Annotated in this window: 28 protein-coding genes and 2 pseudogenes; 17 read left to right on the top strand and 13 right to left on the bottom strand. The window is 66.8% G+C overall.

The window, feature by feature from the left end; all coding sequences use genetic code 11:
• Positions 1-148: 148 nt before the first annotated feature.
• From IE160_RS05110 to IE160_RS05080, 7 genes are all read left to right on the top strand, one after another.
• Positions 149-949, top strand: coding sequence for a DeoR/GlpR family DNA-binding transcription regulator (locus tag IE160_RS05110; protein WP_152583087.1), 801 nt, complete (start codon positions 149-151; stop codon positions 947-949).
• A complete protein-coding gene (locus tag IE160_RS05105) occupies positions 946-2,433 on the top strand; it encodes an FGGY-family carbohydrate kinase (RefSeq protein ID WP_191151826.1) in 1,488 nt (495 codons plus the stop codon). The genes IE160_RS05110 and IE160_RS05105 overlap by 4 nt, the downstream gene beginning before the upstream one ends.
• A complete protein-coding gene (locus tag IE160_RS05100; RefSeq protein ID WP_191151825.1) occupies positions 2,430-3,203 on the top strand; it encodes an SDR family NAD(P)-dependent oxidoreductase in 774 nt (257 codons plus the stop codon). The genes IE160_RS05105 and IE160_RS05100 overlap by 4 nt, the downstream gene beginning before the upstream one ends.
• 58 nt (positions 3,204-3,261) lie before the next feature.
• A complete protein-coding gene (locus IE160_RS05095; RefSeq protein WP_152583090.1) occupies positions 3,262-4,566 on the top strand; it encodes an ABC transporter substrate-binding protein in 1,305 nt (434 codons plus the stop codon).
• Positions 4,567-4,634: 68 nt separating this feature from the next.
• Entirely contained in the window at positions 4,635-5,468 is an 834-nt protein-coding gene (locus IE160_RS05090) for a carbohydrate ABC transporter permease (RefSeq protein WP_152583091.1), read from the top strand.
• Positions 5,465-6,283 (top strand): carbohydrate ABC transporter permease, encoded by an 819-nt coding sequence (locus IE160_RS05085; protein ID WP_152583092.1) that lies wholly within the window; start codon positions 5,465-5,467, stop codon positions 6,281-6,283. The genes IE160_RS05090 and IE160_RS05085 overlap by 4 nt, the downstream gene beginning before the upstream one ends.
• Positions 6,284-6,305: 22 nt before the next feature.
• Entirely contained in the window at positions 6,306-7,367 is a 1,062-nt protein-coding gene (locus tag IE160_RS05080) for an ABC transporter ATP-binding protein (RefSeq protein ID WP_152583093.1), read from the top strand.
• 259 nt (positions 7,368-7,626) lie between these two features.
• Here the strand turns inward: IE160_RS05080 and IE160_RS05075 are convergent, their stop codons facing one another.
• Entirely contained in the window at positions 7,627-8,469 is an 843-nt protein-coding gene (locus IE160_RS05075) for a CPBP family intramembrane glutamic endopeptidase (protein ID WP_191151824.1), read from the bottom strand.
• A gap of 108 nt (positions 8,470-8,577) precedes the next feature.
• Here IE160_RS05075 and IE160_RS05070 point away from each other — a divergent pair, with 108 nt between their 5' ends.
• From IE160_RS05070 to IE160_RS05060, 3 genes are read left to right on the top strand one after another with little or no spacing between them, the layout of a single operon-like run.
• Positions 8,578-8,874 (top strand): hypothetical protein, encoded by a 297-nt coding sequence (locus IE160_RS05070; protein WP_191151823.1) that lies wholly within the window; start codon positions 8,578-8,580, stop codon positions 8,872-8,874.
• The gene (locus IE160_RS05065; protein ID WP_152583096.1) at positions 8,871-9,134 is read left to right on the top strand and encodes a hypothetical protein; all 264 of its coding nucleotides are present in this window, start codon (positions 8,871-8,873) and stop codon (positions 9,132-9,134) included. The genes IE160_RS05070 and IE160_RS05065 overlap by 4 nt, the downstream gene beginning before the upstream one ends.
• 35 nt (positions 9,135-9,169) lie before the next feature.
• Positions 9,170-9,385, top strand: a complete 216-nt coding sequence (locus IE160_RS05060; RefSeq protein ID WP_152583097.1) for a hypothetical protein — start codon at positions 9,170-9,172, stop codon at positions 9,383-9,385.
• Between the two features lie 69 nt (positions 9,386-9,454).
• On the opposite strand, the gene IE160_RS05055 is transcribed toward IE160_RS05060, so the two are convergent.
• Entirely contained in the window at positions 9,455-10,222 is a 768-nt protein-coding gene (locus IE160_RS05055) for an esterase/lipase family protein (RefSeq protein WP_152583098.1), read from the bottom strand.
• Between the two features lie 81 nt (positions 10,223-10,303).
• Between IE160_RS05055 and IE160_RS05050 the strand changes: the two genes are divergently transcribed.
• Entirely contained in the window at positions 10,304-11,239 is a 936-nt protein-coding gene (locus IE160_RS05050; protein WP_152583099.1) for a DUF2510 domain-containing protein, read from the top strand.
• 12 nt (positions 11,240-11,251) lie between these two features.
• On the opposite strand, the gene IE160_RS12715 is transcribed toward IE160_RS05050, so the two are convergent.
• Entirely contained in the window at positions 11,252-11,380 is a 129-nt protein-coding gene (locus tag IE160_RS12715) for a PIN domain-containing protein (protein ID WP_349815723.1), read from the bottom strand.
• A gap of 14 nt (positions 11,381-11,394) precedes the next feature.
• Here IE160_RS12715 and IE160_RS12645 point away from each other — a divergent pair, with 14 nt between their 5' ends.
• The gene (locus IE160_RS12645; RefSeq protein WP_235923747.1) at positions 11,395-11,577 is read left to right on the top strand and encodes a hypothetical protein; all 183 of its coding nucleotides are present in this window, start codon (positions 11,395-11,397) and stop codon (positions 11,575-11,577) included.
• On the opposite strand, the pseudogene IE160_RS12640 reads toward IE160_RS12645, so the two are convergent.
• Positions 11,545-11,619 (bottom strand): annotated as a pseudogene (locus IE160_RS12640) (hypothetical protein); the annotation flags it as partial. The gene IE160_RS12645 and the pseudogene IE160_RS12640 overlap by 33 nt on opposite strands.
• A 66-nt stretch (positions 11,620-11,685) precedes the next feature.
• Between IE160_RS12640 and IE160_RS05040 the strand changes: the two are divergent.
• On the top strand, positions 11,686-12,087 hold the full coding sequence (locus IE160_RS05040; RefSeq protein ID WP_191151822.1) for a DUF1622 domain-containing protein: 402 nt from the start codon (positions 11,686-11,688) through the stop codon (positions 12,085-12,087).
• Here IE160_RS05040 and IE160_RS05035 read toward each other — a convergent pair.
• From IE160_RS05035 to IE160_RS04995, 9 genes are all read right to left on the bottom strand, one after another.
• Complete coding sequence (locus IE160_RS05035; RefSeq protein ID WP_224744587.1) at positions 12,077-12,418, bottom strand: type II toxin-antitoxin system PemK/MazF family toxin; 342 nt, start codon at positions 12,416-12,418, stop codon at positions 12,077-12,079. The two genes, IE160_RS05040 and IE160_RS05035, sit on opposite strands and share 11 nt — an antisense overlap.
• Positions 12,415-12,690 (bottom strand): hypothetical protein, encoded by a 276-nt coding sequence (locus tag IE160_RS05030; RefSeq protein WP_179873611.1) that lies wholly within the window; start codon positions 12,688-12,690, stop codon positions 12,415-12,417. The genes IE160_RS05035 and IE160_RS05030 overlap by 4 nt, the downstream gene beginning before the upstream one ends.
• A gap of 33 nt (positions 12,691-12,723) precedes the next feature.
• On the bottom strand, positions 12,724-13,152 hold the full coding sequence (locus IE160_RS05025) for a hypothetical protein (protein WP_179873610.1): 429 nt from the start codon (positions 13,150-13,152) through the stop codon (positions 12,724-12,726).
• 107 nt (positions 13,153-13,259) lie between these two features.
• Positions 13,260-14,573 (bottom strand): plasmid pRiA4b ORF-3 family protein, encoded by a 1,314-nt coding sequence (locus IE160_RS05020; protein WP_191151821.1) that lies wholly within the window; start codon positions 14,571-14,573, stop codon positions 13,260-13,262.
• Positions 14,574-14,610: 37 nt separating this feature from the next.
• The gene (locus tag IE160_RS05015; RefSeq protein WP_152583105.1) at positions 14,611-14,874 is read right to left on the bottom strand and encodes a ribbon-helix-helix protein, CopG family; all 264 of its coding nucleotides are present in this window, start codon (positions 14,872-14,874) and stop codon (positions 14,611-14,613) included.
• An 86-nt stretch (positions 14,875-14,960) separates the two neighbouring features.
• Positions 14,961-15,260: an addiction module antidote protein gene (locus tag IE160_RS05010; RefSeq protein WP_152583106.1), complete on the bottom strand. Its 300-nt coding sequence runs from the start codon at positions 15,258-15,260 to the stop codon at positions 14,961-14,963.
• Positions 15,250-15,504 (bottom strand): type II toxin-antitoxin system RelE/ParE family toxin, encoded by a 255-nt coding sequence (locus IE160_RS05005; RefSeq protein ID WP_235923742.1) that lies wholly within the window; start codon positions 15,502-15,504, stop codon positions 15,250-15,252. The genes IE160_RS05010 and IE160_RS05005 overlap by 11 nt, the downstream gene beginning before the upstream one ends.
• 232 nt (positions 15,505-15,736) lie before the next feature.
• Entirely contained in the window at positions 15,737-19,342 is a 3,606-nt protein-coding gene (locus tag IE160_RS05000) for a TM0106 family RecB-like putative nuclease (protein WP_224744586.1), read from the bottom strand.
• A 33-nt stretch (positions 19,343-19,375) separates the two neighbouring features.
• On the bottom strand, positions 19,376-19,699 hold the full coding sequence (locus IE160_RS04995) for an addiction module antidote protein (RefSeq protein WP_191151820.1): 324 nt from the start codon (positions 19,697-19,699) through the stop codon (positions 19,376-19,378).
• 696 nt (positions 19,700-20,395) lie between these two features.
• Between IE160_RS04995 and istA the strand changes: the two genes are divergently transcribed.
• The 4 genes and pseudogenes from istA (at position 20,396) to IE160_RS04975 (ending at position 23,426) form a co-directional block, all read left to right on the top strand.
• Positions 20,396-21,646 carry an IS21 family transposase gene (gene istA, locus IE160_RS04990; RefSeq protein ID WP_191151819.1) on the top strand — a complete coding sequence of 417 codons (1,251 nt, stop codon included), beginning with the start codon at positions 20,396-20,398 and terminating at the stop codon, positions 21,644-21,646.
• Positions 21,646-22,431 (top strand): IS21-like element helper ATPase IstB, encoded by a 786-nt coding sequence (gene istB / locus IE160_RS04985; protein WP_191151818.1) that lies wholly within the window; start codon positions 21,646-21,648, stop codon positions 22,429-22,431. The genes istA and istB (IE160_RS04985) overlap by 1 nt, the downstream gene beginning before the upstream one ends.
• A 66-nt stretch (positions 22,432-22,497) precedes the next feature.
• A pseudogene (istB, locus tag IE160_RS04980) lies at positions 22,498-23,139 on the top strand (IS21-like element helper ATPase IstB); the annotation flags it as partial.
• 59 nt (positions 23,140-23,198) lie between these two features.
• Positions 23,199-23,426 carry a hypothetical protein gene (locus IE160_RS04975; protein WP_191151817.1) on the top strand — a complete coding sequence of 76 codons (228 nt, stop codon included), beginning with the start codon at positions 23,199-23,201 and terminating at the stop codon, positions 23,424-23,426.
• Positions 23,427-23,508: the final 82 nt, after the last annotated feature.

The raw sequence follows: 23,508 nt of genomic DNA, 5'->3' as shown, positions 1-23,508 counted from the left end.
AGTCGGCGTGATCGAGTGCGCAAGGCGGATGAGATGTCATCCCGCGACATGTCAAATGTTCCCACATTTCTCGCACTACTGGGAACCTTTTACAGAACTGTAACCAAAAGGGTGTTACAAGATCACAGTTTGCGTCTACTGTGGTCACATGTCAGTTCAAGGGCGACGAGCGCTGATCGAACAGCGCGTACTCGACGAGGGCGAGATCGACTTCACCAGTCTCGCCACTGAGCTCGGCGTGTCGGAAATGACGATTCGTCGTGACATCGAGGCGCTGGAGCTCAAAGGCGTGTTGCGACGCGTCATGGGCGGTGCGATCTCGGTCGGGTCTGCTGCCGCGGAACCCTCCTTTGAAGCGAGAGCCGCCCTGGCTGCGACCGAGAAGGCACACATCGCCTCCGCCGTGGTCGACCTCCTCCATGAAGGAGAAACGGTGATCATCGACAGTGGCTCGTCGGCGCTCGCCGTAGCTCGAGAGATCCGATCGCGGCACCTGCCCCTCACGGTCATCACCCCCAGCCTGTTGGTCGCGACGGAATTGAGTTCGGAAGTCGATTCCGAGGTCTACGTAACCGGCGGCCAGTTGCGCCCGGGCGAGCTCAGCCTCATCGGAGCGGGAGCTCAAGAGAGCTTCGATCGATTCAACGCGAGCACATTCGTGATGGGCGTGGCCGGCGTAGACGAGGGCGCTGGCGTCACCGACTACCACTACGACGAGGCGCACGTGAAGCGCGCCGCGGCACGATCGGCCCAGCGCATCATTGTGGTCGCCGACTCGAGCAAGCTCGGGCGGGTGCAGCTGATCTCAATCGCCGACCTCGCCGACCTCGACACCCTCGTGACAGATGGGCCTCCTGAGCACCCCGCGTTGCGCAGCGCCCAATCAGCAGGAGTCACCGTGATCTGTGTCCAACCGCCCGCCTCGTCGATGAAGGGGCAGCTCACATGAAGGCCAGCATCACGCTCGGGATCGACATCGGCACGACCGGCACGAAGGTGGTCGCTTTCGACGCGGCCGACGGCCGCCTCACAGCCGTGAGTCGAAGCGTCACCGCGAACGCCGACGGCCCTGGAATCGCAGAGGCTGATCCTCGGGAGTGGATCGAGAACACGATTTCAGCGATCGCTGACTTGCTCGCCCACCATCAGCTCGATGCCCGCCGCGTTGCGGCGATCTCGACCACCGGCATGGTGCCGGCCGTGCTCCTGCTAGGTGATGATGGCATGCCGCTTCGGCGCGCCATCCTGCAGAGCGACGCTCGAGCTGTCGACGAGATTGCGCAGGTGGCCGACTACCTCGAACCATTCTCCCCCGTGGAGACGACCGGCAGTGCCGTGAGCCAGCAGTCCGTCGCCCCCACGCTCCTCTGGCTTCAGAAGCATGAACCGGAGATCTGGTCCCGCACACGAGTCGTCGTCGGTGGATACGACTGGATTCTCATGCACCTCGGCGGTCGACCGCACGTCGAGCAGAACTGGGCACTCGAATCTGGTCTATTCACGATCGCGGGAGAGCGATTTGCGCAGGCCTTCTCGGCAGCGCAGATCGAGCAGGACAGGGTTCCCGATATCGCCGCACCCGGAACCGTCGTGGGCTCGCTGTCACGTGAGATGGCGGAGCGCACCGGCCTTCCCGCCGGAATTCCTCTCGTCGTCGGTGGTGCCGATCATGTGCTCTCGGCCTACTCAGCCGGCGTGCGGACTTCCGGCGACTGGCTCATCAAGCTCGGTGGAGCAGGCGACATCCTGGTTGCGAGCGAGAAGGCTCTGGTCGACGAACGCCTCTACCTTGATGCGCATCCTGTTCCTGGACTCTGGCTTCCCAACGGCTGTATGGCGACATCGGGAAGTCTCATCCGGTGGTTCCAAGCATTGACCGGCGGAGCCGAGCTCCTCCGACTAGATGATGAAGCTGATATGGAGCCAGCTGGCGCGCTCTTCTGCCTCCCCTATTTCCTCGGCGAGAAGAGCCCCCTCCACGACCCCGACCTCCGCGGGGCTTTCGTCGGACTCCATCTCGGCACCTCGCGCGGAGCCATGTATCGCGCGGTACTGGAATCGATCGCCTTCGGATTCCGACACCATGCTGACGTTTTCGGTGACCTGGGCTTGCCCCTCTCCCGGGCTATGGTCACGAACGGGGGGTCGAGATCCACGCTCTGGAAACAGATCCACGCGGACGTTCTCGGCACCGACCTCAACCCGATTGTCGATCATCCTGGGGCCTCCTTCGGTGCTGCCGTCATCGCTGCGATCGGCGTCGGCCTGATTGACGAGTGGACCGATGTCGACCGGTACGTCTCCCTCGGTCCGATAGTTCATCCCGACCCGGCTCGCGTGTCACAGTACGACGCCGCGTACCGCGAATGGCGCGAACTCAGTGTCGCCCTCACCCCGTTCTCCCACTCCCTCTCTCGAAAGGCACACTCATGACCTCCGTCGTCGTCATCACCGGAAGCGGATCCGGTATCGGCCGATCAATCGCCGTTTCGCTTGCCGACCGTGGCTGGAGCGTTGTCGCCACCGACCTGGACGAGGCCGCCGCCGCCGAGACCGCCAAGTTGCTGTCGACGGCAGGGGGGCAACAGCACATGAGCCGACAGCTCGATGTCACCGACGCCGCGGCTGTGACGGCGGTCGCGGACGAGATCGCCGACACCCTGGGGCTCGACGCTTGGGTCAGCAACGCTGGTGTCTCTTTCATGCAGCCATTCGTCGACATCTCTCTGGAGAAGCTCGACCTCACACTGGCCGTCAACCTCAAAGGTGTCTTCCTCTGCGGTCAAGCGGCCGCCCGCGCCATGATCCGCACCGGTCGAGAGGGCCGCATCGTCAACACCGCGTCGATGGCGGGCAAGCAGGGACGCGTCCCATTCTTGGCAGACTATGTGGCCTCCAAGTTCGGTGTCGTGGGCCTGACTCAGGCGATGGCGTTCGAACTGGCGGAGCACAAGATCACCGTGAACGCCGTCTGCCCTGGCTTCGTCGCCACCGCCATGCAAGAGCGCGAACTGGCCTGGGAAGCCGAGCTCAGCAACTCCACCCCCGAGGCCGTTCGTGACTCGTGGGTTGCCGCGACTCCGCTTGGCCGCCTACAGCAGCCGGAAGACGTGGCGCGCGGCGTCGCCTTCCTGCTCTCTGATGACGCCTCCTTCATCACCGGCGAATCGCTGTCGATCAACGGCGGCGCCTACATGGACTGACCCGCTGACCGTCAGCGGCAGACCCCGCACCACACCAACATAGAAAGGAAGTGACGCAATGAGTATTCGACGCAACGCGCTACTGGCCGCTATCGGCCTCACGTCAGCACTCGCCCTGACCATCTCAGGATGCGCAGGAACCGGTGGCACGGAAGCCCCCGCCTCCTCCGGGCAGGGCGACATCCCCTCCGACACCGAGGGCACCGTCCGTATCTTGATGGAGAGCGTTCCCGACACCGACATCGTCGTAGATCTGGTCGACTCGTTCAACGAGGAGTACCCGGGCATCGCGGTGGAGATCGAGACGCTCGGTTTCGACCAGATGCGCGACAAGCTCATCGCTTCGTTCCAGTCGAGCGAGCCGACCTACGACTTGATCGTCGTGGACAACCCCTGGATGGACGACTTCGTCGACGCGGGGTTCCTGCAGCCTCTCGATGACAGGATCACCACGACCACCGACTACGCAGCAGAAGACTTCTTCCAGCCGCTCGTCGACATCACTGAGGTCGACGGCGTGCGCTACGGCGTTCCGTTCTACAACTACGCTCTCGGCTACCTGTACCGCACCGACCTCTACGAAGAGGCCGGGCTCTCCGTGCCGTCGACGCTCGACGAGCTCGTCGCCAACTCGCAGGCTCTCACCACGAGCGAGCGGACAGGCATCGCGATGCAACCGCAGCGCGGCTACAAGATTTTCGAAGAATGGGCGAACTGGCTCTTTGCGGCCGGCGGCTCGATCTACGACGAATCGGGGGCACCCACCCTGAACACCCCGGAGGCCCAGGCTGCGCTCGAGGCGTACATCGAGGCCTTCACGACCGCCGCGCCGGCAAACAGCTCCAACTGGGCATTCGATGAGGCGTTCCGGTCGGTGTCGGGCGATCAGTCGGCAGCGATGATCAGCTACAACTGGAACCTGCCAGGGCTCAACGACCCCGAGGGCGCTTCCGGCGACCTCGCGGGGTCATTTGCCCTGGCACCTATGCCCGGCGGCAAGCAGGTCTTGGGTTCCTGGAGCTGGGCGATTCCGGCAAACTCCGCGGCCTCCGATGCGGCCTGGGCCTTCGCAGCCTGGATCACTTCCACCGAGGTCGACGTCGAGCGCGTCGTGGCCGGTGGCGCTGCCATTCGTGAAAGCACGCTGACTGACCCGACGGTGCTCGAGTCGGGATTCGGGGAGGACTACTACGCGGCGATCATCGAGATTCTGTCGGATGCCGCGCCTCTGTCGCAGGGTCTCGGTGGCGAGGAGATGATCCAGGCCGTGGGAACCGAACTGAGTGAAGCGGTCGCCGGAACGAAGACGGTCGAGCAGGCACTGGCTGACGCTCAGGCTGCCGTCGAGCGTATTCAGCGCTAGCGACTCGCACCACACCAACTGAGGAAAGGAACCCGACAGTGACGCGAATGACGAGATTCCGGTGGGGAATGCTCGCACCCGTCTTGGCCATTACAGGCGTCGCTGTCGGGTTTCCCCTCGGGTACGCGTTCTATCTGAGCCTGACGGACTACCGACTTACGAGCCGCGGGGCTCCCGATGTGGTCGGCCTCGAGAACTACTTCTTCGTGCTCACGGACCCCCGCATGTGGAACGCCTTCTCGAACACCGCCACCTACGTGATCATCGCGGTGGCGTTGCAGACCCTGCTGGGTCTCGCCATTGCTCTCGCCCTGCAGAAGCAGCAATGGGCACGCGACCTCACCCGGGCGATGCTGCTTGCACCGATGTTCATCACCCCGATCGCCGTCGGCCTGACCTTCCGATTTCTTCTGAACGATCAGCTCGGCGCTCTCCCGGCGATGCTGCGATCTCTCGGAATCGACTACGACTTCTTCGGCCCCGGCAACGCGCTCTTCACCCTCGCCTTGATGGACGTTTGGCAGTGGACACCGTTCATGGTGTTGCTGCTCCTGGCCGGACTGGAATCGGTACCGCGCCAGCCTCTCGAGGCCGCGAAGGTCGACGGTGCGAGTGCCTGGTATGCCTTCCGCCGCGTGGTGTTGCCGTTGCTCACCCCGGTACTGACCGTTGCCGTGCTGTTGCGTTCTCTTGATGCCCTCAAAGTGTTCGAATATGTCTACGCTACGACTCGCGGCGGGCCCGGCACCGAGACCGAGACGATCCAGTACTTCACCTATCAGACAGGTATCCAGTTCTTCCGACTCGGCGAAGCATCCGCCGTTGCTTTCGTCCTGCTCGCGATCGTGCTGACCCTGATCGTGCTCTTGTTCCGCCGACTGCAAAGGAGCGCCGCACGATGACCCGACGCGTCAGCCCGTGGGGCATCGCCCGCACTCTGCTGCTGTGGGCGGCCGCCGTAACGGTCGCCTTCCCGATCATCTGGGTGGCCCTGGCTAGCTTCAAGTCGCCAGCGCAGCTCAACGACCCCGGGTTGTTCTTGTTCTCTCCCAATCTCGACAACTGGGCACGCGTCTTCGAAGCGGGGATCCTTGATGCGGCGGGACGCAGCGCGTTCGTCGCCGCAGTGACGGTGTCGATCAGTGTCGTCGCCGGTTCCATGGGCGCCTACGCGATTTCTGCGTACAAGGCCGGTGGCTCGGCCACACGATTCGGCATTCTCGCCGCTCAAGTGCTCCCGCCCGCGGTCTTGGTCTTCCCGTTCTTGACGATGGCCTACGCCCTGAGAATCGACAACACCTACGTCCCGATCATCTTCGCTCACTTGAGCTTCGTCTTGCCGGTCATCACGTGGTTCCTCATCGGATTCTTCGATGCGGTTCCGCGGTCGTTAGAGGAGCAGGCCCGCGTCGACGGCTTCTCGAGATTCGCCGCGTTCCGCCTCGTGGTGATCCCCCAGGTATTGCCAGGAATCGGTGCGGCCGCCATCTTCGGCTTCACACTGTCGTGGAACGACATGTTCTACGGCCTGATCCTGGCCCCCACCCGCGAAACGATCCTCCCGGTGGCCATCGCGGCGTTCAATACCTTCCGCGGAGTGGAGCTCGGCGCCATGAGCGCTGCCATCATCATCGCCGTGGTGCCCGTGGTGATCGCGAGTTTCTTCATTCAACGTCGACTGGTGCAAGGCATCAGCGGCGGCGCAGTCAAGTTCTAGTTCTCACGAGAGGTTCGTCGTCATGGCAGAGGTCCGATTCAACAAAGTGCGCAAGCAGTACGGGTCCACGGTGATCGTCGACGATGTCGACATCGACTTTCCCGACGGCTCGCTCACCGTTCTGGTGGGTCCCTCCGGCTGCGGAAAGTCAACCTCCCTTCGCATGCTCGCCGGCCTGGAGGAGATCAGCGGTGGTGAGATCACGATCGACGGACGCGTCGTGAATGGCTTGGAGCCGAAAGATCGTGACGTCGCCATGGTGTTCCAGAATTACGCCCTGTACCCGCACCTCTCGGTACTGGAGAACATCGCGTTTCCCTTGCGTGCTACGCGATCACCTCGGTCGGATGCTCTCGCACGCGCGCAGGAAGTTGCCGACTCGCTCGGCCTCGGTGCCTTGACGTCTCGCAAGCCGAAAGACCTCTCGGGTGGGCAACAACAGCGCGTCGCGATTGGTCGTGCGATCATCCGCCAGCCTTCCGTCTTCCTCTTTGATGAGCCGCTGAGCAACCTCGACGCGAAGCTTCGCGTCGAGACGCGATTCGAGCTGATGCAGATTCAGCGTCGACTGGGAATCACTGCGGTGTACGTCACGCACGACCAGGAAGAAGCGATGACGATGTCCGACCGCATGGTCGTCATGCGTGACGGCAGGGTCGCTCAGAGCGGCCGCCCCGACGAGATCTATGCTCGCCCCAACAGTGTGTTCGTGGCGACATTCGTCGGTAGCCCCAAGATGAATGTCATCACCGGCACCATCAGTGACGGCGACTTTCGCTCATCGGGAGGCAGCCGCATCCGCGCAGCAGGTGTGACGACACGAGATTCTGTGATCCTCGGTGTGCGGCCTGATGATCTCGTGCTGTCGCCCACGGACTCAGCCTCGGCTCGTGTGGCGTTGATCGAGTTGCTCGGTCCTCGGGCGATCGTTCACGTCGACTCCGGTGATGATCGCCTTACGAGCGTCGTCGACGCAGCCGGTCTCTCACAACTCTCTGTCGGCACGCCAGTCGACCTCGCCGTCCGCGCCACAGCTGCGCACCTATTCGACCCGATCACTGAAGCGCGGCTCAGCGACCAATAGTCGCCCTGGCGCGAGCAATACCTCGGTCAGGGGAGCAGCAGAAGCCCCTGGGCGGTGTTCTGGGCTACTGGTCCACCTCTGAACCGTCCCCACGCGTGTGAAGCCGGACACCGGGCCGGCCTCCACAATTCAGGAGTCGGCACTCTCTAACAGCGGTTCGGGATGCTCGCACGGCGTGTCAACGGGGTGCGAGCATCCCGAACTCCTGAATTGTGGAGATGCCCGCGCGCTCGAGGCGCGAGGGCCCTGCTGCGGCGCGCTACTGCGGCGCCGGGATGAGGAAGAACGGGAAGACGCCCGGGTTGTGGGCGTGCACGATCGCGAGGAACACGACGAGGTCGAACAGCAGGTGCACGATGATGACGTAGGTGAGCGACTTGGTGCGGTGGAAGATCCAGCCCTGCAGGAGCGCGAACGGGATCGTCATGAGCGGCCCCCACTCCTGGTAGCCGAGCTCCCACAGGAACGACACGAACACGATCGCCTGCAGGATGTTGGCGAAGAGCACGGGGAAGTGCCGCAGCAGCAGCACGTAGCACGTGCAGATGAAGAAGAGTTCGTCCCAGATGCCGACCGCGTTGACGCCGACGAAGAGCCGCGCCACTTCGGAGAACTCGGAGACGGCCGGCCAGTTGAGGTACGCGCCCGAGGAGATGAAGTAGAACGGCAGGATGAGCCAGCCGAGGAACGGCACGGCGAACAGGTACGACTTCTCCCAGGGCTGCCACTTCTGCCCGCTGCGCCACGGGAAGCGAATCACCCGGCGCCGGAACACGAACCGGTCGAGCACAAAGGGCACGGCTACGGCGAGGCTCAGCACGAACCCGAGCAAGAAGAAGTTGGGCCATGAGATGTCGGCCTTGACGCTCACGGTGCTCACGACGATGAGGCCCGCCGCGATGATGCCGAGGTCGCGCGTCAGCTCGCGGTCGACCGCATACGCCACGATGAGGCCGATGACGAGCCAGGGGTAGCCGACCAGGCGGTTCTCGAAGCCGAAGAGCGGTATCGCGCTCGTGACCACGATGAACGCCGGTGCGAGCTTCCAGCTCCACAGCGGTTTCGGGGCGACGATCTCGGGGCTGGTCTCGGCGACGGGCATACGAGCATCCTCTCAGGTGCCGCCCTGCCGTGCGGCGTCGGTCACCTCGCCTTTCTGCCCCATGTCAACCCCATTGTGCGGATGCTCGCACCTCGCTTCACTGGCCCTATGACTCCAGACAGCGCACGGGAAGACCACGGCGACCGCCGTGACGACGACCCCACCACCGACCCCTCCGGCTTCGGGGACGAGATGACCGCCGACGAGTACGAGCAAGTCGACCTCAGCGGCACCGACGACCGCGGTGTTGAGGGAACCGACCCCGATCTGACGGTGCCGGGCGCGAGCGACACCGAGGAGTCCGGCGGTCAAGGAGCGGACGACCGCTACGTGGGGGGCGAACTCGGCGGCGGTGCGATCGGCGCCGAGATCGACGAAGACGAGACGGAAGGAGATGAAGCATGAGCGACACCAGCCACGGAACCAATGCTGATGACGGACAGTTCAACCCGCTGATCCCCGAGGGCCCGCCGCCCGGCGAGGATCGCGAGGCCACGAGCTCGCGCGATGCCGAGAACTCGCGCGACGACACGACGAGCATCGACCCGCGCAGCGACCCGCCCCAGACCGACGAGGACGGCGAGCCCATCGACGACGGCATGGGCGCGAACGACGAACCGGATGCCGCGGGAGAAGACGAGCCCGTTCCGGGTATCGACGAGTAGTGCCGACGAGAAGACGACAGAGTAGGAGCACGACCATGGCGAAGCACACGAACGGTGACCACGCTGACGAACCCACGCAGGGCGACAACCCCGGCGCGCAGGGTGACATCGGCGCCGGGCAGGCCGAGGCCGACGAGACGGACCCCGAACTGGACGAGGACGACGAGTTCGCTCCCGACCTGGAGGACTTCGTCGATCGCGACCCGGGCGAGGACGCCACGTCAGTGAACGGCGGCAACGCCGACCGCTGACCGCGGCGCGAGCGCCGTCTGCTGACGGTCCCCCCACACGGACACCGGGCCGGTCGAGACCCCCGGGTGTCAGGGCAGGCGGCGCTCAATCTCGTCGATGACGTCGGGCAGCGCGAGCACGCGAAAGTGCCCGACCCGGTCGAGGACGACGTTCTCGGCTCCGTCGAGGTGCGCGATCGCGCGCGGCACGTACTGGTCGACGGCGCTCACGAGCGACGTAATGCGGTCGTTGACCTCGGTGCGAGCATCCAGCGTTCGGATGATGGCCGCCTCGGGGCGGAACTCCCGCCACGGCCCGAGCCCCCAGCGCGCGACGGGCGTGCCGCGAAACGGCGTGTTGACGGTGATCAGGCGCGTGAGGCGCCGCTTCGGCGGTGTGGCCGCAGCGTCGGCATCGGCGAGCAGCATCGCCTTGCCGATGAGCCCGCCCTTCGAGTGGGTGACGAGCACCACCTCGCGCAGATCGCGGTCGACGACGTAGTCGGCGAGCAGGCGCGCGGCGCGGTCGATGGGCCGGTGGTTGAGGCCGAGCTCGGCGACACGGTGCACGGGGTACCCGCGCGCCGCGAGCCGCTCGCCGATGGCGCGCAGGTAGTGCCACGACTCGAACACGCCGGGGATGAGCAGCACGGGCGGCCGCGCCGGGCCGCTGCCGTCCTCGTCAAGCGGGTCGTTCGGCGGGGGCGGGAGCATCCCGTACCGCACGGGGCCCAGTCGCGATCGCGCGATGTAGGCCAGGTCGGCGGCGAGCCCGGCGGCGCTGCGCACGACGCCGGGGCGGCGCGCGGGGCCCGGGTTGGCGCTCGGGCCGTCGGTGCGGTCGTGGGGGTCGTTCATGGCGGGTCGACCCTAGCGAGGTGGGCTGGGGGCGCGTACGCTGGCCGCACAGTCTGAGCATTACCCAGCGAGAGGATCGGCGTGACGGAGACGAATCTGCCCGAGGGCTGGTATCGCGATCCGTCGCTGCCGGCGACGCGACGCTGGTGGGACGGCACGGCGTGGACCGATCACGTGCGCCCCGATGAGGATGCTGGGCTCGGGTTGGGCTCACCGCGACGCTCGGCGGCCTCCGCCGCATCGGTCGCCTCCCCCGCGGTGACCGAGGCGACGACCTTCGCGGTGCCGTCGGAGCTCGAGGGCACGAAGCCGGTGTCGTCGGTGGGTTCAGCGGCAGTGGGTTCTGCGGCGGTCGGTTCTGGGGCGGTCGGCTCTGCTGCCGTCTCTTCTTCCGTGGTCGCCGACCCGTTCGGTGCCGGCAGTTGGAAGACAGAGACCCCTCCGTGGGCCGAGTCGGGCGCCGCCGTGCCGACGGCCGCGGGGTCGTTCGCGGCACCCACGTCGGTCGCCGAATTGGAGTCGGTCGACTACGCCCCCATGGAGCGCTCGTGGGGGTCGTCTGCCGCGTCGGCGCCGGTGCGGCGCACGCCGCTCGCGACGGGCACGGCGGGTGCTTGGCTGCTCGCGCTCTCCCCCATCCTGAACCTGCTGCTCGTCATCGGCGTGGGAGCGCTCGTGCTCAGCGACCCGCCGTCGCCGGTCGCGGCGATCTCGGCGTGGGTCGCGAGCGGGCTCACGCTCGCGTGGCTCGTGCTCGCCGTCGTCGCCGACTTCCGGCGCCTCGGCGCCCTCGGCTACGCCTCGCGTCCCTCCGTGTTCTGGATCATCCTCGGCCCCCTGCCCTACCTCATCTCCCGCGCCGCGCACGTGCACCGCGCAACGGGTCGCGGCTCGGCGCCGCTGTGGGTGTACCTCGTCGTGTCGCTGCTCGTGGGCGCTGCGGCGGTCGGGCTCGTGCTGTGGGCGACTGCCGGCTCGCTCGCGTGGCCGGACGTTCTCGGCGAGCTCGGGCTGTAGGAGCGGCCGCCGTCAGTCCCAGACAACGGTGACGCCGGCCGCCTCATCGAAGACGCGGTCCACGGTGGCAAGCGGCAGCCCCTCAGCGGCGGCTTGCGCGGCGAGCATTCTGTCGAACGGGTCTGCGTGCGCGTCGAGCAGGAGCAGGAGCAGGGTTGCCAGGCTGCGAGCTCGTCGTGCGGCAGCGGCTCGAAGAACGCGGGTGTTGTGTCAACGCCGGGCAGGAACCCGAGCTCCCGCTCGGCCACCGGCTCGACGGCGACGAGTCGCGCCACGGGCCGTCCGCCGCGGGCGATGACAATGTCGCCGCCGAGTTCGACGCGCGCAAGCAGTTCTGACAGGCGCGTCTTCACCTCGTGCACGGTCACCTGCTCGCTCATGCACAGGAATCGTACTGGACTGTCAACGGCTTCGGCCTGCGCCCACACCGCCCCTAGGCTGTCGGCATGCTGATCGATGAGCAGTTTCGCGAATGGGCATCTCTGGCCGCAAACGTGCTCGAGGGGCTCGGCATCGTCGCCGTCCTCGTCGGGGTACTGGTCTCGGCGGTCCTCGCGGTGCGCAACCTGGTGCGGCGGTCTGGGGACGTCTTCGAGTCGCTGCGCCGGCATCTGGGCCGGTCGATCCTGCTGGGCCTCGAGTTCCTCGTCGCGGGCGACATCGTGCGCACGGTCGCGGTCGAGCCGACCCTCGAGAACGTGGGAGTGCTCGCCATCATCGTGCTCGTGCGCACCGGCTTGAGCTTCGTGCTCGAGCTGGAGATCACGGGCCGCTGGCCGTGGCAGGCGAAGCCCGGTCATGATGCGGTTCGGGATGCTCAGCGCGAGCCGAGCCGCCCTACAGACTGAGCACGCGCCGCAGCCCCGAGTCGATCCCCCGCATGAGGGGCGTCGGCAGCCGGCCGATCGGCTCGCCGATGTGGTCTCGGTCGAGCGTCAGCACCTCAGTGGCGATCACGACGGAGTCTTTCGGCAACCCGCTCGCGCTCGTAGGGACGAAAACGTTCCCGGGGATGCCCGCACGCGCTGTGCTGCTCGAGATCGCCGCGACGACGACCGTGCCGAGTCGGGAGCGCGTGTAGTCGTCGCTCTGGACGATGACGACGGGGCGGTGCTTTGCCGGGCCCCGATCGACGATGGGCCCGAGATCGACCCAGCACACGTCGCCGCGTGCGATCACCAGTCGTCATCCTCAGTGAGGAGCTCCAGCCGACGCAGCGACTGTTGCGAGAGGTCGGCGCGCTCGTGCTCCTCCGCAGCCTGCGCGTGGGAGTCGCCGCGCACGGTCTGCAGTGCCGCGTCGATCTCGCTCGTGAGAGCCTCACGCTCGACGCTGTCGAGGTAGTGCTTCGCCGCGGTCGCGTAGAACTGCGAGCGGCTCATGCCGAGATCGGGCCGCGCACGTTCCACCTTCTCGAACAGCGGGTCGGGAACCGAGATCGCGGTCTTCATGCCGAAAGTATAACCGGGTATAACTTTCACGGATCAGGCTTCGACGAGGGTCGACTCGGGCGGCGCGTGCTCGCGTACGCCGCGCGTGTGACTGATGAGGACGGACCGCAGGTGCACGCCCGCCCGGTCGCAGGCGTCGGCGACGACGCGCATCCAGTCGCGGTCGAGGCGACCGGGGTCGGGCGACCCGCGCCGCTCGAGCGCGAGAATAAGCTCGGTGTGCGCGGTGTGGCGGGCGATCTCATCGATCGCCGTGAACAGCATGTCGGCCGCGTCGGCGGGCGGGCGCCGCGGCAGGTCGTTGCACGGCATGCTGAGCCCGTCGCCGCCGAACGCGCTGGGCGGGAAGAACAACCACAGCTGCCAGCGGATGGCGGGGCCGAGCACGGAGGCGATGCGCGCTTCGAGTCGCTCAAGGTCGTCGGCGGCCACGGGGCGGTAGGTGCGGAAGGCGCCGGTCATGCCGTGAAGGATGCCGCGCGAGTCGACTCCGCATGTCGATCGTGCCAACATCCGTGCGGTGGCAACCCGCCCTACCTGCTGGGGAGGAGCAACCCGAGGAGGCGGCTCTAGGCGGGCAGCATTCTGCCAAGCATCTGCCAGCCCAGCGCACGACCAGTAGAGGTCAGCTCGCCACTCCACTCCCAGCGCTTGCGGCCTTCTGCGAACGCGCCGAGGTCGTGCAGCGCCGGGAGCACCTCGTAGAGCATGTACCGCACCGAGTCTGTCGACACGGTGCCTTCCAGCTGATCGCCGGGGACTCCCCTACCCGGATCGCGCCAGCCGAGAGCGGTGAGGTCGAGCGCGAGTTGCGCCGCGTGCTGCCGCTCGTCGAGCGTTCGGCCCGTGACCAGGTGCAGGGCTAGCAGCAGCATGAGGTCGCGGCTGACGTCGCTCGTCTGCCGGGAAACGAGGTTCTCGGCGACGTGCCGCCACAGCCCGCCCGGGTCGCCGACAAGGCGCCGCGCGACCGCCGTCAACGCGATGCGGCCCTTCGCAACGCGCAGCAGCCCGAGCCAGCGCATCCGGGCACGCAGGTCGGAGATGTCGGGAGTGAGATCTTCCCGGTTCATCTTCCCGACATCGCGGTGCTCCCAGCCGAGCTCGCGCATGGCCTCGCGCACGAGGGCGGGCGGCAACCAGCCTGCAGCGGTGAGGGCTGTGCCCTCGGGGCCGATACGGCGGAGCATCCAGCGGACGGGCGCGATGCTCGCCTCGATTGCGGCGTCGGTGGCAATCGGTGGATGTTCGGCCGCCGCCGCAGCGCGCTCGAGCCACTTCTGTCCCACTTCGGAGTTCACGCGCGTCAGCAGTGGCCGCAGCGCGGGCAGCTCGGTCGTGACGTCGAGCAGTCGGCGCACCGACGCGGTCGCCGTTGCCGGGTCGAACTGCGCCGGGTCGACGGGCATGCGAGAACGTTGCGGGATGGCGACGGCCTCGTTCCAGGCGTGGATACCTCCGACGTCGTCGAGCGGGCCGCGCCTTGCGCCGTCGACCGCGGGCATGGGCCGGGCATCGTTGCTGCGTTTGATGTCGTCGCTCTCGTCGTCGAGCCGTTCGATCGCGACGTGCCAGCTGTCGCCGAAGTCGTACTCGTAGTGGAGCGTGCCGTCGGCGAGGGCGAGCGCGTCGCCGATCGTCTCGTCGGTGTCGGGCAGTCCGTCCATCTCGTCGAGCAGGTTGGCGGGCAGCCACGCGAGGTCGACGCCGTCGTGGGCGCGAGAGCAGGGGTCGAGGGTGCGCCACTGGTGCAGGTGCACGTTCTGCCAGTCGAAGAGCCGCTGCAGCACGAGGTGCATGACGTCGAGGGGTGTGCTCGGATCGATGTCGAGCGTGCGCCAGATTAAGGGCGCGGAGTCTGCGAGGCGGAGTCGTACGCGCATGGCTCCACGGTAGCGAGAGACGCAGCGAGCCTGGATCTCACGTGACTGCGTTGTGCAATGCCTCTCGAATCACGTCAGAGCGCGTCTTTCCATCACGCGCGGCACGCGCATCGATGTCGGCGAGTTCCTCCTCGGTGAGGCGCAGTGCGACTACTTGCGAGGCAACCGCCCCGCGACCGGGTCGACCGCGGCCACGTTTCTTGAGAGCGTCCACACCGTAGCCGGACTCAGCCTCGGCGGCCCATGCAACGATCTGCTCGTCGGCGACCGGTTCGCCAACGACCGTCTCGCCTCTCTCCATGCGCATTATCGTATGACGAAATTACCCGCGCCGCGACGGCGATAGTTGACTGTCTGAAGCCATGGCACAGGCTGTGTGCATGCGTCCTACGGTGCGCTGGCGTGGAACTCGATGGAGAGCCCGAGAGCCCTAGCTACCTTGACGATCGTCGCAAAGCTGGGATTGCCCTCGGCGGAGAGCGCCTTGTACAGACCTTCGCGGCTTATCCCTGTTCGACGTGACAACTCGCTGAGGTTGCCGGAACGCGCGATGGCGCCAAGAGCCGTAGCGATCACAGCCGGGTCGTCTCCGGCTTCTTCGATCGCGGCTTCCAGGTACGCCGCCGCCGTTTCCACGTCCGGTAGGTAGTCGGCCGCATCAAAGCGACTCACCGTCTCAGCTTTCATGGTGCCGCCCTCTCCACTCGCTCGCCAACTCGTACGCCCGCTCGATGTCACGCGACTGCGTCGACTTGTCACCGCCGCACAACAGAAGCACGAGAGCCTTTCCGCGTCGCAGGTAGTAGACCCGGTACCCGGGCCCGCAGTCGATGCGCAGTTCCCATAGTCCTGAACCTATCGATCGAGCGTCGCCTGCGTTCCCCTGTGCGAGTCGATCGATGCGCACCAGGATGCGTGCGACGGCGCGCATGTCCTTGACATTCGACAACCACCGGTCGAAGATGGCCGTCTTTCTCACCTCTATCTGTTGCCAACCATAGTTCACAGAAGTGGCCGAATCAATCGCGGGTGGATGAAGTGGAGATCATTCGAGGAAGAGTGCCTTACTAAGTCACTTCGTGCGCATGCTCGAGGGGCGACCGTGGACTCGCTACGTCGACAGCTTCACGGGGAGGAGAGGTTGGTGGCACTCCCGGTGCCGGTCAATCGGGCCGTTCCTCGGTGAGGCGGATGAAGGCGCTGAGCTCGGCGACTCCCCCTGGTGTGGCGGGCAGCGAGTCGAGCAGCCCGGGTGAGTACACGAGGTAGGCCGCCCACTGGGCCCGCGAGATAGCGACGTTGAGGCGGTTGCGGTTGAGGAGGAACTCCATGCCGCGGGGTGCGTCACGTGAGTTCGAGGCGGCGAGCGAGACGATCGCGATGACGGCTTCCTGCCCCTGGAACTTGTCGACGGTGCCGACACGCGTGTCGTGCAGCCCGGCGGCGTCGAGACGTTCGCGGATGCACTGCTGCTGCGCGTTGTAGGGGGTGACGACGATGATGTCGTCGTCCCGAATGGTGCGCGTGGGGGCGCACACCTGCTCGCCGTCGTACCACTCGGTGCCGAGGTGCTGCTGCACGAGGCGCACAACCTGGTCGGCCTCCTCGACCGATTCGGTCGCGTTGCCGTGGTGCTCGACGGGCACGGGATGCAGTCCGGGTGCGACGCCGTCGAGCTCGCGCACGGCGGCACTCGCGTGCGCGCGCAGCTGCCCCTCGTAGCTGAGCCGCGAGACGAGCTCGGCGAGGGCGGGGTGCAGGCGGCGCGTTTCGGCGAGGAAGCACCCGAAATCGTCGGGCAGCACGTCGTGCCCGTCGCTGAGGTATCCGAGTGCGCTGCCATCGATGGGCTCGGGGTGGCTGCCCTGGCTCACCTGGGGCAGCTGCTGCGGGTCGCCGAGCAGTAGCAGGTTCGTCGCGCTCACGCTCGCCGCGATGGTGGCGGCGAGGGCGAACTGGCCGGCCTCATCGATGACGAGGAGGTCGAGGCTGCGGCGGCCGACGCGCTGGGGGTGGGCGAAGTCCCACGCGGTGCCGCCGATCACGTACCCCTCGGGACGGTCGGTGGTGAAGATGTCGAGCTGGTCGGCGGCGCCGAGCACGGTCCAGCGCGCCGTGGCGTAGTCGGCGGTGTCTGCGCCGCGCTTGGGTGCCTTGCCGACGAGCCGACCGTCGAGACCTGCCTGCACGACACCGTCGAGCACGTGCTCGACGGTCGTGTGGCTCTGGGCGACAACGCCGACCTTCCAGCCGTGGTCGCGCACGAGCGTGGCGATGACGTGCGAGCCGAGGTAGGTCTTGCCGGTGCCGGGCGGGCCCTGCACGGCGAGGTAGGAGCGGTCGAGGTCGAGCAGGCTCGCGACGACGGCTGCGACACGGTCGGGCTCCCCGTGCGCACCCGGCGTGACGGGCGCGAGGGGCGCACCGCTGCGGGTGCGCGGCGGTCGGCGGCGCAGGAGGTCGCCGACGGGTTCGGCGGGCCACACGCCCTGCGGCGCCGACAGGGCATCGACCAGCGCAGCGCCCCACTCTTCGATGGCTGGTTTCTGCTGCCCGGCAGGCGGGGGCGGCCCGGGCGTGAGGGCGACGGGCAGGTCGCTGTACTCGTCGACGCCGTCAGCGAGGGTTTCGGTCACGACGATGTGGTCGTCGGCGACGGCCGCGATGGAGACGCTGCGGGTGGAGCGCGCGAGCCGGTCGCGGTTGTTCGACTGCATGGGCGCGGGCTGGTCGTACACGGCGAACGGGCCGCTCATGCCGCCGACGGTGGGGCGGGAGCCGGGGGCCCAGGTTCCGTACAACGTGAGCGTGCGGCGCAGCGACCGCTGCTTGCCGGTCTTGCTCCACGGGCTGGACTCGTGCGGAGCATCCCGATCGATGGTGAAGACGTCGCGCACGTCAGCCCACTCGTCGAGGGGCGCGACGAGGCGGTCGTAGTGCTCCCACCAGTAGGTCTTGTGCTCGCGGCGGTGGTAGTCGATGGCGGCGGCCGCGTAGGCGAGGGCGCGCTGCTCGGGGGTGCGGTCGGGCTCGGTCGAGGGGGTGCCGTCGTCGTTGGCGGCGAGCTCGAGCAGGGCGGTGCGCAGGGGCGAGTCGTCGATGTCTGGGCCGTCGGCCGCGTCCATATCGTCGTCGATCAGGGCGGGCGCCGGTGCGGGATGCTCGGCCGCGAGCCCCCGCAACCACGACGCGAGCCGCAGCGTGCTGACGCAGTCGACGCGGTTGTAGTCGCCGATGTCGTCGAGTATCTGCTGCGCGGCATCTACGTCGCCCGCGGCCCGCAGCTCGCGCGATCGCACGTATTCGGCGACGGAGTCGTCGCCCCGCGCGACCGCGGCTCCGGCCCTAGCTTCGGGCCAGTAGATGGGCTCGAGGTACTTGATGGAGTAGCTGGGGCTGCCCACACGCAGAGCTTTGCGCACGACCGGGTAGAGGTCGACGAGCACCCCTGAGCGCAGCCACTCATCGACGATGTCCTCCCCCACCCCGTGCCGGGCGCTGATCGACCGCAGGTGGGTGCGTTCGTAGGCGGCGTAGTGGTAGACGTGCAGGTCGGGGTGGATGGCGCGGCGTGCTTGCACGTCGGCGAGGAAGGCGAGCAGGGCATCCCGTTCGTCGGCGAAGCTGTGCGCCCAGTAGGCGGTGAAGGCGCTGTCGGCGTCGACCATGCCGAAGAGGTAGTCAAGGCCCCAGCGAGCGGGGTCGTGCTCGGTGTAGAGCGGGTCGCCTTCGAAGTCGAAGTAGAGGTCGCCGGGGCTGGGCGCGGGCAGGGCGTGCAGCACGGCGGGGTCGCGCACGCGCACGGGCGGGGCGGTGCCGGGGTCGGCTCCGGCGGCTTGGCGCTGCAGTTCGGCCTGCAGGCGCAGGGTGTCGAGCGTGCTCGCGGCGATGCCGTCCACGGGGCCGCGGCTCTCGGCGAGCTGGGCGAGGGTCTCGATGCCTGCGGCGCCGAGTCTGGTCCACTGGGCTCCGGTGAGCCCGGCGACCTGGCTGACGTCGTCGTGGGCGGCGATCTCGTGCTCGCACCAGGCGCAGCTGCGGCAGTAGGTGACGCTGGGGTCGCGCCACGCGATGGGAGCGTCGGCGGCGTCGCGGTCGCGCAGCAGCTGGTGCAGGCGGGCGCGTCGGGCGCGCAGAACGGGCGCGATGTCGTCGAGGCGGTGGATGCTCCGCTCACGGTTGCCGAGAATCAGCTCCACCTCGCGGTCGACGGGGATGCCGAGCCGCTCGAGCTGCTCGGCGTACGCGGCGAGCTGCAGCAGCGCGGTCACTTTCGCGCGGCGCGCGAGCTTGCTGTCTTGTACGCGGTAGGCGCCGTCGGGCATCCGCACGAGGAAGTCGGCGTACCCGACGAACGCGATCGGCAGGCCGCCCTGCTCCCCTGTGTTGGTTGACACGGGGCTGTGCCCGCGATCGACGAAGGTGGCCTGCACGATGACGGGCACGCCGCGCTGCAGCGCGTCGAGGGTCTGCTGGGCGTAGGGCTCGATGGCGTCGAGCCCGGCGCTGTCGGCACGGTCGATCTCGAGCACGTCGTCGGGGTGCGCGGAGCAGGCGCGGTAGTCGGCGATGATGGCGGATTCGTGAGCGTCGCCCATGGTGGAAGTGCGCTCGAGCATCGCGTCTTTCGGCTGCTCGACGGCGGGCACCCGCCCGAGCCGCGCGTCGAGGTCGCGCGCGACCGCGAACTCGCACTCGGCGGCGCGACTCAGGTCGCTCGCCGACGTGATGAGCAGTCGCTCGCCGTGCTCGTTCGTGGTCAGGTACACGCAGTTGCTCCTCGCGCCGGGTGTCCCCTCAGGCTAAGGGCGTGGGGTGACACCGGATCGACCCGAGGCGATTGTGTGGAATGGGAACGTGGGCCCCAGCGTCTTCGACACCTTGACGATAGTCGCGGAACTCGGATTCCCATCGGGAGGGAATGCCTTGTGGAGCCCCTCGCGGCTCATCCCTGTGTGCCCAGCACGCGCGCCCTGGTTGCCCGAGCGCGCGATGGCCCCGAGCGCAGCCGAAATAGTGGCAGGGTCATCGACGCTCCTGGCAATCGCCGCTTCGAGATAGGCCGCCACCGTGTCGATGTCGGTCAGGTAGTCGGAGGTGACGAACCCGATGAAGGTCTCAGTCATAGTCGCCGCCCCCGCTTCGGCGATCGAACGTGGGGCAATTGTCTGCGTGCCCGATTGTCAACTGCCGTTCAGGCTCGGGGCACGACCAAGGGGTTGATCACTCCTTTGCGGCCTTACTCACCTCAAGGAGCTTCGCCGCCATGGTCGGGTTCCCTCGCGTCAGCGTTCTGCTCTTCACGTGTTGTGTGCTTGAGGTGGTAGCGACTTCAGGTAATGCGGAAGTCCGACCTCTGCCGAAACGTGGCCCGGCTGTTGCGTTCCGTCGGCTCCAGTGTCGTTTCAGAGCCTCGCGGACGCTAGGGACCTCGCGATACCTTTCATCGCGTTGCATAGGGAAACTCCGGACAAGATGAAGTGAGTCGGACTTGCTTTGCGGATGGGTCAAGCGTTCACCTGTTCAACCAACGTACGGCTCCCACTAGTGTGAATCGCATTCCGAGCCGTATCGTGTGACCGACAGACTTGGCGCGGAGCCAAACGTCGCGAAGGAGACGACATGCCCAACGATGGCGACCGCTCGGTCTCCGTGACTTCTCACCATTTCTTCGTAGAGCCGCCACCCCAAATCGATGTGCGACGCTCCTACGGAGCTATCTCGGTCGATGAGTTTACGAAACAGCACGCAATTGTCGACGTCGCGTGAATACTGACCCGGTGGCGACGGGTGAATGTTGACCCCTCCGACACTCTTGGAGGGTGATTTCAGTGGAAGATTGGGCGGAGATCCGCCGACTGCATAAGGCCGAGGGCATGCCGATCAAGGCGATCGTGCGGTATCTCGGGGTCGCTCGGAACACGGTGCGTGCGGCGTTGGCGTCCGAGGGGCCGCCGTCGTATCAGCGGCCCTCGAGGGGGTCGCTGGTTGATGCCGTGGAGCCGGAGGTGCGGAAGCTGCTGATGGTGGACGCGAAGATGCCGGCGACGGTGATCGCGGAGCGGATCGGGTGGGAACACTCGATCACGATCCTCAAGGACCGGCTGCGGCAGATCCGTCCAGAGTATGTCGGTGTCGATCCGGCCGACCGGCTCGTGCACGAGCCCGGCGTCGCGGCGCAGATGGACCTGTGGTTCCCTGAGCCGCGGATCCCGGTCGGGTTCGGGCAGGCGGCAATGTTGCCGGTTCTGGTGATGACGCTCACGTTTTCTCGGTTCCTCACCGCGGTGATGTTGCCCTCGCGTCAGGCCGGGGATCTGCTAGCGGGAATGTGGCAGCTGATCTCGCAGGTCGGCGCGGTGTCCAAGACGCTGGTCTGGGACCGGGAGGCCGCGATCGGTGGGAAGGGGAAGGTCACCGCGGCGGCAGCCGCGTTCGCGGGGACCCTCGCGACCCGGATCGTGTTGGCTCCGCCGCGGGATCCGGAGTTCAAGGGCATGACCGAGCGCAACAACGGCTTCTTGGAGACCTCCTTCCTGCCCGGCCGGTCGTTCCTCTCACCGGCGGACTTCAACCTGCAGTTGGGCGATTGGCTGCCGCGCGCGAACGCTCGAACGGTCCGCTCCCTCGGCGGGCGTCCCGTGGACGTGCTCGGACGTGACCTGGCCGCGATGACGATGCTGCCGCCGCACCCGCCCACGACAGGACTGCAGATGCGGGTGAGACTCGGCCGGGACTACTACGTCCGCGTCGATGGCAACGACTACTCCGTCGATCCTCGGATGATCGGTCGGCTCGTGGACGTGACCGCGACGCTGACGCGGGTGATCGTGGTCTGCGACGGGGTCGCGGCCGCCGACCATGAACGGTCCTGGGCAACGGGTGGAGTGATCACCGATCCCGGTCATGTGATCACTGCCAGAGGGTTGCGATCGCAGTACTCGGCCGCGAAGCGTGAGCGGGAGGGTGCGGGGCGGGCGGCACCCCAACATCGGGTGATGTTCCGCGATACCGCCGACTACGACGAGCTGTTCGGTGTCCGCATCGACCCGACCACCGGCGAGGTGTTGTGATGGGCGCCGACACTGATACCGCCGCGACGCTGGGCTACCTCGCCCGGGCGCTGAAGGCCCCCACGATCGGGCGGGTCTGGGAACAACTCGCCACCACGGCTCGCGACGAGGGCTGGACCCACGAGGAGTATCTCGCCGCGGTGCTGGCCCGCCAGGTCGCCGACCGGGAAGCGAACGGCACGAGCCTGCGCATCAGCGGCGCCCACTTCCCCGCGGTGAAGACGCTGGAGGACTTCAACGTCGATCATCAGCCCTCGCTGCGCCGTGACGTGCTCGCTCATCTGGCGACCACGACCTGGATCGCGAAAGCGGAGAACGTGGTCTTGCTCGGCCCGCCCGGCGTCGGCAAGACCCATCTCGGGATCGGGCTGGGCATCAAAGCCGCCCACGCCGGCTACCCGGTACTGTTCGACACGGCAACCGGCTGGGTCTCCCGCCTGCAGGCCGCGCATCGCGATGGACGACTCGAGCACGAACTCAAACGCCTCCGCCGCTACCGGCTGCTGATCATCGACGAGGTCGGCTACCTGCCCTTCGATGCGGACGCGGCGAACTTGTTCTTCCAACTAATCGCATCCCGCTACGAGCAAGGCTCGATCCTTGTCACCAGCAACATGCCCTTCGGCCGCTGGGGCGAGATCTTCAGCGACGACATCGTCGCCAGCGCCATGATCGACCGGCTCGTCCACCACGCAGAGGTCCTCACCCTCGGCGGCGACTCCTACCGGACCAGAGCTCGACGCGAGCTCCTCAAGACCCCGCCCAACCCGGGCGGAGACCAGTAACAACCGACACAGAGGGGTCAACTTTCACACGACGAAAAGGGGTCAAAATTCAGCCGACGTTGACAGCTGGCCCGCCAGGTCGCCGACCGGGAAGCGAACGGCACGAGCCTGCGCATCAGCGGCGCCCACTTCCCCGCGGTGAAGACGCTGGAGGACTTCAACGTCGATCATCAGCCCTCGCTGCGCCGTGACGTGCTCGCTCATCTGGCGACCACGACCTGGATCGCGAAAGCGGAGAACGTGGTCTTGCTCGGCCCGCCCGGCGTCGGCAAGACCCATCTCGGGATCGGGCTGGGCATCAAAGCCGCCCACGCCGGCTACCCGGTACTGTTCGACACGGCAACCGGCTGGGTCTCCCGCCTGCAGGCCGCGCATCGCGATGGACGACTCGAGCACGAACTCAAACGCCTCCGCCGCTACCGGCTGCTGATCATCGACGAGGTCGGCTACCTGCCCTTCGATGCGGACGCGGCGAACTTGTTCTTCCAACTAATCGCATCCCGCTACGAGCAAGGCTCGATCCTTGTCACCAGCAACATGCCCTTCGGCCGCTGGGGCGAGATCTTCAGCGACGACATCGTCGCCAGCGCCATGATCGACCGGCTCGTCCACCACGCAGAGGTCCTCACCCTCGGCGGCGACTCCTACCGGACCAGAGCTCGACGCGAGCTCCTCAAGACCCCGCCCAACCCGGGCGGAGACCAGTAACAACCGACACAGAGGGGTCAACTTTCACACGACGAAAAGGGGTCAAAATTCAGCCGACGTTGACAGCAATCGGCTATCTCGGTCTTCCATTCGAATGGGACGACGATGACCAAGGCTGGATTGTCGCGGTTCGTGCCGAACATCTCAAACTGATGGCACAGTTCCTTGACGACCTCGAAGCTATGGACTATGGCGAGGATATTGAGACTGGCGAGGGTGATGATCTCGGAGGACAGCCCAAAGGAACCCTCAAGGTCTTCGCCGTGCGCGCCTATCGGGGCGACTGACGTCGACAGCGTCCCCTCGAAATCGTTACCTGCGATGGAAACCGATCACTCGCGGCCGGTTTGCAAGACGCCGGGCTCCATT

It is taken from the genome of Chryseoglobus sp. 28M-23, from assembly GCF_014789785.1.
GTDB classification, from domain to species: domain Bacteria; phylum Actinomycetota; class Actinomycetes; order Actinomycetales; family Microbacteriaceae; genus Microcella; species Microcella indica.
The sequence above is the reverse complement of the archived record's forward strand: the minus strand, read 5'-3'. Positions and strand labels throughout refer to the sequence as shown.